Genomic DNA, 12,738 nt, shown 5'->3' with positions numbered 1-12,738 from the left:
ACATGAAATCAACTGAAATCCGCGACAAGTTCCTCAAATTTTTCGAGTCCAAGGGCCATTCCATCGTCCGTTCCAGCTCCCTGGTGCCAGGCAACGATCCGACCTTGCTGTTGACGAACAGCGGCATGGTGCAGTTCAAGGACGTGTTTACGGGCACGGACAGCCGTCCGTACACGCGCGCCACCTCGGTGCAGCGCTGCGTGCGCGCCGGCGGCAAGCACAACGACCTGGAAAACGTCGGCTACACGGCGCGCCACCATACGTTCTTTGAAATGCTGGGCAACTTCAGCTTCGGCGACTATTTCAAGCGCGACGCGATCCAGTACGCATGGGAACTGCTGACCAAGGTATATGGCTTGCCGGCCGACAAGCTGACCGTCACCGTCTACATCGAAGATGACGAAGCGTACGACATCTGGGCCAAGGAAATCGGCGTGCCTGTCGAGCGCATCATCCGCATCGGCGACAACAAGGGCTCGCGCTACGCGTCCGACAATTTCTGGCAGATGGCTGACACGGGCCCATGCGGTCCGTGCACGGAAATCTTCTACGACCACGGCGCCGACATTCCTGGCGGCCCGCCGGGCTCGCCTGACGAAGACGGCGACCGCTTCATTGAAATCTGGAACCTGGTGTTCATGCAGTTCAACCGCGACGAAGCGGGCGTCATGCACAAGCTGCCGAAGCCGTGCGTGGACACGGGCATGGGCATGGAGCGCCTGGCCGCCGTGCTGCAGCACGTGCATTCGAACTATGAAATCGACCTGTTCCAGCACCTGATCCGCGCCGCCGCGCGCGAAACGGGCGCCACGGACCTGGAAAACAAGTCGCTGCGCGTGATCGCCGACCACATCCGCGCCGCCGCCTTCATGATCGTCGACGGCATCATCCCGGGCAGCGAAGGCCGCGCCTATGTGTTGCGCCGCATCATCCGCCGCGCCCTGCGCCATGGCCACAAGCTGGGCCAGACGAAACCGTTCTTCTACAAGCTGGTGGCCGATCTGGCCATCGAGATGGGCGGCGCCTATCCGGAGCTGGAAGAAGCGAAGGACAACGTCGCCAGCATGCTGAAGGCCGAGGAAGAGCGTTTCGGCGAAACCCTGGAAACGGGCATGAAAGTGCTGGAAGCGCAGCTGGCCAAGGATGCCACGGGCATCGACGGCGCCACCGCGTTTACCCTGTACGAAACCTACGGCTTCCCGCCGGACCTGACGGCCGACATCTGCCGCGAACGCGACATCACGTTCGACCAGGCCGGCTACGACGCGGCCCTGAAGGAAAGCCAGGAACTGTCGCGCAAGGGCGGCAAGACGCACAAGGACAGCAAGGTCGAGTACACGGGCGAGAAAAACAAATTCGTCGGCTACGATCAGTTGACGTTCAGCAGCAAGGTCGTGGCGCTGTACGCGGCCGGCACGCCCGTGCAGGAACTGAAAGCCGGTGAAGCGGGCATCGTCGTGCTCGACACCACGCCGTTCTACGCGGAATCGGGCGGCCAGGTGGGCGACCAGGGCGTGATCGCCTCGGGCGCGGGCAGCTTCGCCGTCAGCGACACCCTGAAAATCCAGGCCGACGTGTTCGGCCACCACGGCGTGCTCGAGTCGGGCGTGCTGAAGGTGGGCGACGCCGTCTCGGCGGAAGTCGACACGGCCAAGCGCGCGCGCACCATCCGCAACCACTCGGCCACGCACTTGATGCACAAGGCCTTGCGCGAAGTGCTGGGCAGCCACGTGGCGCAAAAGGGCTCGCTGGTCGATCCGGACAAGACCCGTTTCGACTTCAGCCACAATGCGCCGATGACGGCCGAGCAGATCGCCGCCGTGGAAACCATCGTCAACAAGGAAATCCTGGAAAACCGCGCCACGCAAGCCCATTTGATGTCGTTTGACGATGCCGTCAAGCATGGCGCGATGGCCCTGTTCGGCGAGAAATACGGCGACGAAGTGCGCGTGCTCGACATCGGCAGTTCGAAAGAGCTGTGCGGCGGCGTCCACGTGCAGCGCACGGGCGATATCGGCCTGTTCAAGATCATCGGCGAAAGCGGCGTGGCCGCCGGCATCCGCCGCGTCGAAGCGGTGACGGGCGAGGGCGCGCTGGCGCTGGTGCAAACCATCAACCGCCGCCTGGTCGAAGCGGCCAACGCCCTGAAGGCGCAGCCGGAAGAATTGACGGCCCGCATCGTTCAGGTGCAGGACCACGTGAAGGCGCTGGAGAAGGAACTGGCCGCGCTGAAATCGAAACTGGCCTCGGGCCAGGGCGATGAACTGGTCACGCAAGCCGTCGATGTCAACGGCATCAAGGTGCTGGCGGCCGTGCTCGATGGCGCCGACGTGGCCCGCTTGCGCGAAACCATGGACAAGCTGAAGGACAAGCTGAAGACGGCCGCCATCGTGCTGGCCAGCGTGGCCGACGGCAAGGTCAGCCTGATCGCCGGCGTCACGGCCGACGCGACTACCAGGGTCAAGGCGGGCGAGCTGGTGAACTTCGTTGCACAGCAAGTGGGCGGAAAAGGCGGCGGACGCCCCGATATGGCGCAGGCCGGCGGCACCGATCCGAGCGGCCTGGCGAACGCCCTGGCCGGCGTGCCGGCCTGGGTCGGCGAACGCGCGAAATAAGGCGTAAGCTAGCAGGCATGCGGGGTGTTCGCCCCACAGCCTCTTGAAAACGGCCCGCAGATGGTGTTTGCGGGCCGTTATTTCTTTTGGAATCCCGTTGTGACACCACAACAGCCGATGAACTATTTTGGTGCAGCGCGTCAATGCCCCTGATTTAGAGTAGTATGTCGAAAATCAGTACAACAAAAATGGTGGGATATTGATGATGAGCGACACACTACTTGATACCGAGATTATGGAATTTCACAAAGAACTCGACGCGCGGGGCTTGAATTGCCCCTTGCCGATTCTGAAGGCGAAGAAGGCTTTGTCAGAGCTGCAAAGCGGCGAAGTGCTGCGCATCATGGCAACCGATCCCGGTTCCGTGCGCGACTTCCAGGCTTTCGCCAAGCAAACGGGCAATGCCCTGCTGTCGCACGTGCAGACGGGCACCGAGTTCGTCTTCCTGATGCAGCGCAAGTAATCCTGCCGACCTGGGCCGCCGTGGCGCGGCCGGGTTTTCCTTTCCGCGCAGGCACTTTTGCTGCCCTGCAGCGTAGCGGCACACTCCCCAAACACACCGAGGCTGGCCAGTTTAGATGGATTGCTCTAACAAAAAATCGCACGATCGTGCTTAAATTCGGTTCAAGATTCAAATTTCTCTTATAATCAAACGCACAATCAGCACTTGATCCGTCATTTTTATAATTTCCCAAAGGCATAGCTATGAAAGTCTTGGTACCCGTCAAACGCGTGGTCGACTATAACGTCAAAGTCCGCGTCAAGAGTGACGGCACTGGCGTCGATACCGCCAACGTCAAAATGTCGATGAACCCTTTCGATGAGATCGCTCTGGAAGAAGCGATGCGCCTGAAAGAAGCCGGCAAGGTCACTGAAGTGGTCGCCATCTCCTGCGGCGTGACGCAGTGCCAGGAAACCCTGCGCACCGCCATGGCCATCGGCGCCGACCGCGGCATCTTGGTGGAAACGACGACCGAACTGGAACCGCTGGCCGTGGCCAAGCTGGTGAAGTCGCTGGCAGAGAAAGAACAGCCGCAACTGATCATTCTGGGCAAGCAAGCCATCGATGACGACAGCAACCAGACCGGCCAGATGCTGGCAGCCCTGCTGGGTTGGCCGCAAGCCACGTTCGCCTCGAAAGTCGTGCTGGAAGACGGCAAAGTCACCGTCACGCGCGAAGTCGACGGCGGCCTGGAAACCCTGGCGTTGACCTTGCCAGCGATCATCACCACCGACCTGCGCCTGAACGAGCCACGCTATGTGACCTTGCCGAACATCATGAAGGCAAAGAAAAAGCCGCTGGAAACCGTCAAGCCGGAAGACCTGGGCGTCGACGTCGCGCCACGCCTGAAGACCCTGAAAGTCGTCGAGCCGGCCAAGCGCTCGGCCGGCATCAAGGTAGCAGACGTGGCCACCCTGGTCGCCAAGCTGCGTACCGAAGCCAAGGTTATTTAAACATACCCCAAGACAAAAACTGGGGTCAGACCTGGAAGGTCCGACCCCCGGCACTTGCACACTACTAGGAATAATCATGGTCGCATTAGTTATTGCTGAACACGACAACGCTACCTTAAAGGGCAGCACCCACCACACCGTGACCGCGGCCGCCCAGTGCGGCGGCGACGTGCACGTGCTCGTCGCTGGTTCGAACGCCTCGGCCGCCGCCGCTGCCGCCGCGCAAATCGCCGGCGTGACGAAAGTCATCGTGGCCGACGCGCCATACTTCGCCGACGGCCTGGCCGAAAACGTGGCCGAGCAAGTGCTGGCCATCGCCGGCAACTACAGCCACATCCTGGCGCCAGCCACGGCCTACGGCAAGAACATCCTGCCGCGCGTGGCCGCCAAGCTGGACGTGGCGCAAATCTCGGAAATCACCAAGGTCGATTCCCCGGATACCTTCGAGCGCCCGATCTACGCCGGTAACGCCATTGCCACCGTGCAATCTGGCGACAAGGTCAAGGTCATCACCGTGCGCACCACCGGTTTCGACGCCGCCGCCGCCACCGGCGGTTCGGCCGCCACCGAAACCGTCGCCGCCGTGGCCGACAATGGCAAATCGGCCTTCGTGGGCCGCGAACTGGCCAAGTCCGACCGTCCTGAGCTGACCGCCGCGAAAATCATCGTGTCGGGCGGCCGTGGCATGGGTTCGGCCGAGAACTTCCACATCCTCGAGCCGCTGGCCGACAAGCTGGGCGCCGCCATGGGTGCTTCGCGCGCCGCCGTCGACGCCGGCTTCGTGCCGAACGACTGGCAAGTGGGCCAGACGGGCAAGATCGTCGCGCCATCGCTGTACATCGCCGTCGGTATTTCCGGCGCGATCCAGCATCTGGCCGGCATGAAAGACTCGAAAACCATCGTCGCCATCAACAAGGATCCGGAAGCGCCGATCTTTGCCGTGGCCGACTACGGCATCGTGGGCGATCTGTTCGAGATCGTGCCGCAACTGGTCAAAGAACTGGGTTAATTTAAACCCATCCGGTTTTGTGTAGAGCGTATTCCGGTAGGGAGCGTCTGCAGCAGATTGTTCATCGGAAGCGCGGACAAGGCGCGAGGAGGACGCATGGATATCCATGCTACGACGAGCAACGCCGTCCCCGCTTTCGAGGGGCTGTCTGCTGCTGATGTATTCCCCTACCGGGATACGCTCTTACTACAAAGCCACGCCGGCCCGCCCCACACGGCGAGCCGCGCGTGGCTTTTTTCTTGGAGAAATAGATGAGCTATCAAGCCCCGCTGAAAGACATGTTGTTCGTCATGAACGAACTGGCCGGCCTGGCCGAAATCCACACTTTGCCGGGCTGCGAAGACGCCACGCCCGACACGGCCGAAGCCGTGCTGGAAGAGAACGCCAAGTTCTGCGGCGGCGTGGTGGCCCCCTTGAACGGCCCCAGCGACAAGGAGCCGAGTTTCTGGCACGACGGGCAAGTCACCACCTCGAAAGGCTTCAAGGAAGCGTTCAAGGCGTATGGCGAAGCGGGCTGGCAGGGCGTGCAGCATCCGACCGAGTTCGGCGGCCAGGGCTTGCCCAAGCTCTTGGCCACGCCGTGCATCGAAATGCTCAACTCGGCCAGCATCTCGTTCGCCCTGGTCGCCCTGCTGTCGGACGGCGCCATCGAAGCGCTGCTGACGGCCGGCAGCGACGAACAGAAGGCGACCTACCTGGAAAACCTGGTCTCGGGCAAGTGGACAGGCACCATGAATCTGACGGAGCCGCAAGCGGGGTCCGACCTGGCCGCCGTGCGCACGCGGGCCGTGCCGCAGGGTGACGGCACCTATAAAGTGTTCGGCACGAAGATTTTCATCACGTACGGCGAGCACGACATGGCGGAAAACATCGTCCACCTGGTGCTGGCCCGCACGCCGGACGCACCGGCCGGCGTGAAAGGCATCTCGCTGTTCATCGTGCCGAAGTTCCTCGTCAACGCGGATGGCAGCCTCGGTGCGCGCAACGACGCCCACTGCGTTTCCATCGAACACAAGCTGGGCATCAAGGCCAGCCCGACGGCGGTGCTGCAATTCGGCGACCACGGCGGCGCCATCGGCACCCTGGTGGGCGAGGAAAACCGCGGCCTCGAATACATGTTCATCATGATGAACGCGGCCCGCTTCGGCGTGGGCCTGCAAGGCATCGGCCTGGCCGAGCGCGCCTACCAGCAGGCCGTGGCGTTCGCCAAGGACCGCGTGCAGTCGCGCGACCTGGCCGGTTCCGCCGGTCCGGTGTCCATCATCCACCACCCGGACGTGCGCCGCATGCTGATGTCGATGCGCTCGCAGACGGAGGCGGCGCGCGCGCTGGCCTACGTGGGCGCGGCCATTAGCGACGTGGCGCACCACCATCCGGATGCGGACGTGCGCGCGGAAAGCCTGGCCACCTATGAATACCTGGTGCCTGTCATCAAGGGCTGGTCGACGGAAATGTCGCAGGACGTCACGCGCGACGGCGTGCAGGTGCATGGCGGCATGGGTTTTATTGAGGAAACAGGTGCGGCCCAGCATTACCGCGACGCCAAGATTCTCACCATCTACGAAGGCACGACGGCCATCCAGGCGAACGACCTCGTGGGCCGCAAGACGGTGCGCGACGGCGGTGCCGTAGCCAAGGCCATCATTGCCCAGGTGCGCGCCACGGAAGCCCAGCTGGGCGAGCTGACCGGCGCCGACTTCCAGGCCATGCAGCGCCACCTGGCCGAAGGCAGCGCGGCCCTGGAAGCGGTCGTTGACTATGTGGTGGCGAACATGAAGACGGACATCAAGGCCGTCTTTGCGGGCAGCGTGCCGTACCTGAAGCTGGCCGGCATCGTGCTGGGCGGCTGGCAAATGGCGCGCGCGGCCGTGGCGGCGCAGCAAAAGCTGGGCGAGGGCAGCGGCGACGCGGCGTTCTACAACGCGAAAATCGCCACGGCGCGCTTCTTTGCCGACCACATCCTGTCGCAGGCGCCGGGCTTGCGCGCCACCATCATCGACGGCAGCGCCGGCGTGATGGCGCTGTCGGAAGAGCAGTTTTAAGTTGACGCGGGGCCGGCGGGAGCCGGCTGAATGCAAAAAAAAGCGCTGGAGAGTGATCTCCAGCGCTTTTTTTAACCCCAAACGTAAGTGCCGGGGTCGGACCCTCAGGGTCCGACCCCAGTCCTTGCTTTTGGGTTCAGCTTACCTTCTGGCGATGCCGTTGCCGGAATTGCGTACCAGGTCGCCAGCGGCCAGGCCAGGATCCTGGTCAAACGCGAAGTCGGCCTTGGCGCCCGTTTCGTATTGCACGGTCACGGTCCACGTCTTGGCGTTCTTCATGTGGCCTTCCACCTGCTTGCCTGCATAGGCGCCGCCCGCGGCGCCGGCCAGGGTAGCCAGGTCCTTGCCCCGTCCGCTGCCTACCTGGCGGCCCAGCAGGGCGCCGGCCACGCCGCCGCCGATCATGCCCAGGGCGCCGCCTTCACCGGCTTTTTCCGCCACGTTCACGGCCACGACCTTGCCGCACTCGGCGCAGATCTGGTGCTGCGGCTGTTTGGAAGGCTGGCTGGCGTAGGAGTTGCCGGCCTTTTGCGCGGCCTTGGCGTTGATGATGGCCTGGTCGTATTCGCCCTTGGCGTCGCGCAGGCATTGCATGCGGGCTTTCGAGCTGGTTTCTTCTGCGCACAATTTCTTGTCGTCCGCATAGCGCGTATTCGCCTGTTTGGTGTCGTAGGCATATTGCGCCTTGGGCGACAGGTTTTGCGCGAAGGCGGACGTGCTGAACAGGGCGGTAATGGCCACTGCGATGAGGTATGGGCGACGAATCATGATCTTCTCCTGTGGGGTGTTGAATGTGCCAGTAATGTCGGCATTGTGAATGCAGTATAGAGGAAAATCATGATTGCTTACCAACACTTACATGTGCGTGCGGCGCCCCTCGTTTGATGTCATTTCCATATGGAACTAACCATAGGCGCCGCCCGTGTACAGCAAGTCGAACAGGCGCGCCATGGTGGCGATCAGGACGCCCGCGCCTAGCATCAAGGTAGCAACCAGTACCACGGCCAGCGGCCAGCCCGTGTCCGACTGCTGGCTTGAGGCGGCATTGTAGCGGCTGTCCCACTTGTCGTCTGGCATCAAGCCCAGCACCAGTGCTTCGAGGAAGCCGGCCAGCGCCGACACGGTCAGCGGCAGGATCTGGTAAAACCAGTCGGCCTCGGGAAACAGCTGGTGCAGCAGCATGGCGGCGGGCAGGGCGGCCAGGTGCAGCCAGCCCCAGCGGTCCCTGGCGCCGTGCAGGTAGAAGCGGTGGGCGCCCACGGTGCCCAGTAAAAAGGCCAGCAGGCTGGTGAAGGCCTTGTTCTTGTGCGACTGTTGCAAAATGGTCGTGGTGGTCATGGGACTCCAGAGTTGCTCATCGGTAAAGATGCTCAGTATTGCGCATTGTCGGACGCAGCGATAGCACTTTCATGCGGCATTGTGCGATGATGTCGCCTCATTTGATGGCCAATTCACGCCATTGCCGCCACGATAGGCGCACGCGCCTATTGCGTCTTCGGCGATGTCTGGTCATAATGTTTGATTAGCCCAAATTACACGCCCGTCATCATAACGCTTGCTGCCTGGCGGTAAAGCGCGCTATAATTTGCGGCTTTTTCCGCCTCAGCACACTTTTTGGAAATATTATGGTCGTTATTCGTTTAGCTCGTGGAGGCGCCAAGAAGCGCCCGTTCTTCAACATCGTCGCTACTGATTCGCGCAATCGCCGCGATGGTCGCTTCATTGAGCGTATCGGTTTTTACAACCCGATGGCGCAAGGTGGCGAAGTTCCACTGCGTATCACCGCAGACCGTCTGGCCTACTGGCAAGGCGTTGGCGCACAATTGTCGCCAACCGTTGCTCGCCTGGTAGCCAGCAACAACAAAGCAGCAGCTTAATTAGATCACTGGTTTGACGGTCAAGACTGCATCCGGGGTGAAAATCCCCGATGACCTGGTACAGGTAGGCTATGTCTCCGGTGCTTATGGCATTGCTGGCGGGGTCAGGATCACTCCTTTCTCCGACGACGCGGATGCATTATTAAGCGTCAAAACCTGGTGGTTTGATAAACCGACCTTGCACGACGTTCAAGTCAGGCAAGCGAAGTTACACGGCGGCGACGTCGTGGCCCAGCTGGTGGGTGTGGTCGGGCGGGATGCCGCAGAAGCGCTGAAAGGCGTGTCTGTGCAAATTCCGCGTAGCCATTTCCCGACGCTGTCGGCCGATGAATTTTATTGGTCCGATCTGATCGGACTGACAGTTGAGAATTTGCAAGGCGAGTGCCTCGGCACAGTGCACGACATGATGAGCAACGGTCCGCAATCGATCTTGCGCGTTACTCCCGTCGCCACTGCCGATGAGACCGCTGAAAAGGCGCCTGAGCGCCTGATCCCGTTTGTCGGCCAGTTTGTCATTAACGTTGACAAGGCCGCCAAGAAGATCACGGTCGACTGGGGCCTCGATTATTAAACCGCCTGCGCTTACCTTGCGCCGGGCAAACTTTGCAGGAGGGTGAACGATGCAATTTGATGTCGTGACCCTGTTCCCGGAAATGTTTGCCGCGCTGACGCAGTCGGGTGTGACCCGACGTGCCTTCGAGCAAAACAAATGTGGCTTGTCCCTGTGGAATCCCCGTGATTTCACGACGGACAATCACCGTACCGTGGACGACCGCCCGTATGGCGGCGGCCCCGGCATGGTGATGATGGCCCGTCCGCTCGAGGCGACGATCACGGCCGCGAAGCAGCGCCAGCTTGACCTCGGTCTGGCCGCGCCGCGCGTGGTGTTCATGTCGCCGCAGGGCCGTCCGCTGACGCACGCGCGCGTCACGCAGTTGAAAGCCGAGCCTGGCCTGGTGATCCTGTGTGGCCGCTATGAGGCGGTGGACCAGCGTTTGCTGGACCGCTGTGTCGATGAAGAAATCAGCATGGGCGATTTTGTCCTGTCAGGCGGTGAATTGCCCGCCATGGCGCTGATGGATGCGGTGATCCGCTTGTTGCCGGGTGTCTTGAACACCGAGGCATCGGCCATCGAGGACAGCTTCGTCAATGGCTTGCTCGATTCGCCGCACTATACGCGGCCGGAAACATACGAAGGCATGGCCGTACCGCCCGTCTTGATGGGTGGTAATCATGCCGAGATCGTCAAGTGGCGCCGCCAGCGCATGCTGGAAGCGACCGCGAAAAAGCGTCCTGATCTGTTGATCAGCGCGCGCGCCGCCGGCTTGCTCAGCAAGACCGACGAAAAATTTCTGGCCAGCCTGTAAACCGTCTCCGGACGGCCAGCAGGGTGGCCTTGCAGTGCCGGGCATGTTGCCCAAATTGGTAATACCCATCCTCTACCGGGCGGATAGCACGCTATCCACAGTGCGCCGGCATGATGGTTTTCGGAGTGTTAAAAATGGACTTGATTCAACAATTAGAGCAAGAAGAGATCGCCCGTCTGGGTAAATCGATTCCTGACTTCGCACCAGGCGATACCGTTATCGTCAGCGTCAACGTCGTCGAAGGCACGCGCAAGCGCGCCCAGGCTTACGAAGGCGTCGTTATCTCCCGTCGTAACCGTGGCCTGAACTCGAACTTCATCGTTCGCAAGATCTCGTCCGGCGAAGGCGTCGAGCGTACGTTCCAGCTGTACTCGCCGCTGATCGCTTCGATCGAAGTGAAACGCCGTGGTGATGTTCGCCGCGCCAAGCTGTACTATCTGCGTGAGCGTTCGGGTAAATCGGCGCGTATCAAAGAAAAATTGCCAAACCGCCGCGTTGTGGCGAAAGCAAGCGCGTAATATCAGCGTCTGCGTTGGGAAAAGGGGTACCGCTTATGGTGCCCCTTTTTTTATTTAGAATTGCTAATGGGACAAGCTGCCATGGCCACCATCGCATTTGATCCAAAACAACTCGCCATCGATTCGATCGCCGGCGAGGCGGCGCTGGACGCCGCGCGCCTGACGCCGGACTGGCTGCGCCAGCGCCTGGCCGCGCCGCCCGACTGGCAGCCCGAGATGACCCAGGATTTCCTCTCCGCCCGCGCCGTGCCCGTGCGCGCCGCCGTGCTCATTCCCCTGGTGCAGCGCCCGCAGGGCCTGACCATCCTGCTGACCATGCGCACGGATCACCTGAGCAGCCACGCGGGGCAGGTCAGCTTTCCCGGCGGGCGCAGCGAGCCGTTCGATGACTCGGCCATCGCCACAGCCCTGCGCGAAACGGAGGAAGAGGTGGGCTTGTCGCGCGCGCATGTCGAAGTGCTCGGCTGCCTGCCCGATTACCTGACGGGCACCGGCTACCAGGTCACGCCCGTGGTGGGCCTGGTCACGCCGCCGTTCGAACTGCGCGCCGACCCGTCGGAAGTGGCGGAAATCTTCGAAGTGCCGCTGGCCTTCCTGATGGATGGCCTCAACCACCAGCGCCTGTCGGTGGAGTTGCCGGGCGGACGGCGCTCGTTTTACGCCATGCCGTACGAGCGCTTTTATATTTGGGGCGCCACCGCCGGCATGCTGCGCAATCTGTTCCACCTCTTGCGCGCGTAAAATGGCGCCCCGCACGTAATAAGTTTGATTCCAGCACTGCACTGCGCTATCGTAGCGGGCATTGCGGTATTGCTGAAAAAGACAAAAAGGACGTTTGATGACATTTCTCTCCATACTTTGCGCATTGCTGATCGAGCAGCTCAAACCTTTGCGCGCGGACAATCCGATCTACGCCGAAATCAAGAGCCTGGCGATGCGCATGGAGACCTGGTTCAATGCCGGCCATGCCACCCACGGCCGCATGGGCTGGTTCCTGATGATCGGCGTGCTGATGGTGCCGACGGCCGGCGTGTACTGGCTCTTGCGCTATTACCAGCTGACCCCGCTGGCCTTTGTCTGGAATGTCCTCATCGTCTACCTGACGCTGGGTTTTCGCCATTACAGCCATTATTTCACCTCGATCCAGCTGGCCCTGAGCGCCGGCGACGAGGCGTCCGCCCGTACCCTGCTGGCCGAGTGGACCAAGCTCGACACGGTAGGCATGGAGGCGAGCGAGATCGCCCGCATCGCCGTCGAAAAAGCCCTGATCACCACGCACCGCAATGTCTTTGGCGTCTTCTTCTGGTTCCTGATGCCGCTCGGTCCCGCCTGCGCCGTGATGTACCGCGTGGCCGAATACCTGGCGCGCGCCTGGAACGAGCCCGAGCACATGCGCAATGAGGCGTTCGGCCAGTTCGCCGCGCGCGCCTTTTACTGGATCGACTGGATCCCCGTGCGCCTGACGGCCGTGGCCTTTGCCGTGGTGGGGAATTTCGAGGATGCCATCTATGCCTGGCGCAATTTCGCCCAGCGCTGGCAGGACGAGGCCATCGGCATCATCCTGACGGCCGGCGGCGGCGCCATGGGCGTGCGCCTGGGCACGCCAGCGGAAACGGCGGCGCGCGTGCTGACCACGCCCGACCTGGCCGTCGACGACAGCGACAGCGAAAGCGATATCCTGCCCGGCGAAGAGCCGGGCGCGCGCGCACTGCAGAGCACGGTCGGCCTGGTGTGGCGCGCCTTGCTGCTGTGGATGCTGTTGCTGCTGCTGATGTCGGGCGCCGTTTTCCTCGGCTGACGCGGGCGCACACGCGCCATCCATGCGCCTTGCGCGTGGAACAAGGTTAAAATAGGG

13 protein-coding genes are annotated in these 12,738 nt (G+C 62.0%); 11 read left to right on the top strand and 2 right to left on the bottom strand.

Annotated features, from left to right (window positions below; genetic code table 11):
• Positions 1-2: 2 nt before the first annotated feature.
• From alaS to BM193_RS08255, 5 genes are all read left to right on the top strand, one after another.
• Complete coding sequence (gene alaS, locus BM193_RS08275; RefSeq protein WP_092798307.1) at positions 3-2,615, top strand: alanine--tRNA ligase; 2,613 nt, start codon at positions 3-5, stop codon at positions 2,613-2,615.
• A 235-nt stretch (positions 2,616-2,850) separates the two neighbouring features.
• On the top strand, positions 2,851-3,078 hold the full coding sequence (locus BM193_RS08270) for a sulfurtransferase TusA family protein (RefSeq protein WP_010395510.1): 228 nt from the start codon (positions 2,851-2,853) through the stop codon (positions 3,076-3,078).
• 242 nt (positions 3,079-3,320) lie between these two features.
• Entirely contained in the window at positions 3,321-4,070 is a 750-nt protein-coding gene (locus BM193_RS08265; RefSeq protein ID WP_076567298.1) for an electron transfer flavoprotein subunit beta/FixA family protein, read from the top strand.
• 76 nt (positions 4,071-4,146) lie between these two features.
• Positions 4,147-5,079, top strand: a complete 933-nt coding sequence (locus BM193_RS08260; protein WP_086145064.1) for an electron transfer flavoprotein subunit alpha/FixB family protein — start codon at positions 4,147-4,149, stop codon at positions 5,077-5,079.
• 251 nt (positions 5,080-5,330) lie between these two features.
• A complete protein-coding gene (locus BM193_RS08255) occupies positions 5,331-7,121 on the top strand; it encodes an acyl-CoA dehydrogenase (RefSeq protein WP_092798308.1) in 1,791 nt (596 codons plus the stop codon).
• 141 nt (positions 7,122-7,262) lie between these two features.
• On the opposite strand, the gene BM193_RS08250 is transcribed toward BM193_RS08255, so the two are convergent.
• Positions 7,263-7,889: a glycine zipper 2TM domain-containing protein gene (locus tag BM193_RS08250; RefSeq protein ID WP_092798309.1), complete on the bottom strand. Its 627-nt coding sequence runs from the start codon at positions 7,887-7,889 to the stop codon at positions 7,263-7,265.
• A gap of 135 nt (positions 7,890-8,024) precedes the next feature.
• On the bottom strand, positions 8,025-8,459 hold the full coding sequence (locus BM193_RS08245) for an NINE protein (RefSeq protein ID WP_092798310.1): 435 nt from the start codon (positions 8,457-8,459) through the stop codon (positions 8,025-8,027).
• A 287-nt stretch (positions 8,460-8,746) separates the two neighbouring features.
• On the opposite strand from BM193_RS08245, the gene rpsP reads away from it, so the two are divergent.
• The 6 genes from rpsP to BM193_RS08215 all read left to right on the top strand — a co-directional run bounded on the left by rpsP (position 8,747) and on the right by BM193_RS08215 (position 12,681).
• A complete protein-coding gene (gene rpsP, locus BM193_RS08240) occupies positions 8,747-8,998 on the top strand; it encodes a 30S ribosomal protein S16 (RefSeq protein ID WP_010395524.1) in 252 nt (83 codons plus the stop codon).
• 13 nt (positions 8,999-9,011) lie between these two features.
• Positions 9,012-9,569, top strand: a complete 558-nt coding sequence (gene rimM, locus BM193_RS08235; RefSeq protein ID WP_092798311.1) for a ribosome maturation factor RimM — start codon at positions 9,012-9,014, stop codon at positions 9,567-9,569.
• Between the two features lie 49 nt (positions 9,570-9,618).
• Positions 9,619-10,365, top strand: a complete 747-nt coding sequence (gene trmD, locus BM193_RS08230) for a tRNA (guanosine(37)-N1)-methyltransferase TrmD (RefSeq protein ID WP_092798312.1) — start codon at positions 9,619-9,621, stop codon at positions 10,363-10,365.
• Positions 10,366-10,499: 134 nt separating this feature from the next.
• Positions 10,500-10,883 carry a 50S ribosomal protein L19 gene (gene rplS / locus BM193_RS08225; RefSeq protein WP_035825414.1) on the top strand — a complete coding sequence of 128 codons (384 nt, stop codon included), beginning with the start codon at positions 10,500-10,502 and terminating at the stop codon, positions 10,881-10,883.
• Positions 10,884-10,964: 81 nt separating this feature from the next.
• The gene (locus tag BM193_RS08220; RefSeq protein ID WP_092798313.1) at positions 10,965-11,624 is read left to right on the top strand and encodes a CoA pyrophosphatase; all 660 of its coding nucleotides are present in this window, start codon (positions 10,965-10,967) and stop codon (positions 11,622-11,624) included.
• 97 nt (positions 11,625-11,721) lie between these two features.
• Positions 11,722-12,681 carry a CobD/CbiB family protein gene (locus BM193_RS08215; protein WP_092798314.1) on the top strand — a complete coding sequence of 320 codons (960 nt, stop codon included), beginning with the start codon at positions 11,722-11,724 and terminating at the stop codon, positions 12,679-12,681.
• The last annotated feature ends 57 nt before the right edge of the window (positions 12,682-12,738 follow it).

This window comes from Janthinobacterium sp. 344, from assembly GCF_900112025.1.
Taxonomy (GTDB): Bacteria; Pseudomonadota; Gammaproteobacteria; order Burkholderiales; family Burkholderiaceae_D; genus Janthinobacterium.
This window is presented reverse-complemented; position numbering and strand designations above follow the sequence as displayed.

What these genes read in the sequence shown, in the direction of transcription:
- rplS (WP_035825414.1), top strand. Translation starts at nt 10,500, where the DNA reads ATGGACTTGATTCAACAATTAGAGCAAGAAGAGATCGCCCGTCTGGGT.
- BM193_RS08220 (WP_092798313.1), top strand. Translation starts at nt 10,965, where the DNA reads ATGGCCACCATCGCATTTGATCCAAAACAACTCGCCATCGATTCGATC.
- BM193_RS08265 (WP_076567298.1), top strand. Translation starts at nt 3,321, where the DNA reads ATGAAAGTCTTGGTACCCGTCAAACGCGTGGTCGACTATAACGTCAAA.
- BM193_RS08255 (WP_092798308.1), top strand. Translation starts at nt 5,331, where the DNA reads ATGAGCTATCAAGCCCCGCTGAAAGACATGTTGTTCGTCATGAACGAA.
- BM193_RS08250 (WP_092798309.1), bottom strand. Translation starts at nt 7,889, where the DNA reads ATGATTCGTCGCCCATACCTCATCGCAGTGGCCATTACCGCCCTGTTC.
- trmD (WP_092798312.1), top strand. Translation starts at nt 9,619, where the DNA reads ATGCAATTTGATGTCGTGACCCTGTTCCCGGAAATGTTTGCCGCGCTG.
- BM193_RS08215 (WP_092798314.1), top strand. Translation starts at nt 11,722, where the DNA reads ATGACATTTCTCTCCATACTTTGCGCATTGCTGATCGAGCAGCTCAAA.
- BM193_RS08245 (WP_092798310.1), bottom strand. Translation starts at nt 8,459, where the DNA reads ATGACCACCACGACCATTTTGCAACAGTCGCACAAGAACAAGGCCTTC.
- BM193_RS08270 (WP_010395510.1), top strand. Translation starts at nt 2,851, where the DNA reads ATGGAATTTCACAAAGAACTCGACGCGCGGGGCTTGAATTGCCCCTTG.
- BM193_RS08260 (WP_086145064.1), top strand. Translation starts at nt 4,147, where the DNA reads ATGGTCGCATTAGTTATTGCTGAACACGACAACGCTACCTTAAAGGGC.
- alaS (WP_092798307.1), top strand. Translation starts at nt 3, where the DNA reads ATGAAATCAACTGAAATCCGCGACAAGTTCCTCAAATTTTTCGAGTCC.
- rpsP (WP_010395524.1), top strand. Translation starts at nt 8,747, where the DNA reads ATGGTCGTTATTCGTTTAGCTCGTGGAGGCGCCAAGAAGCGCCCGTTC.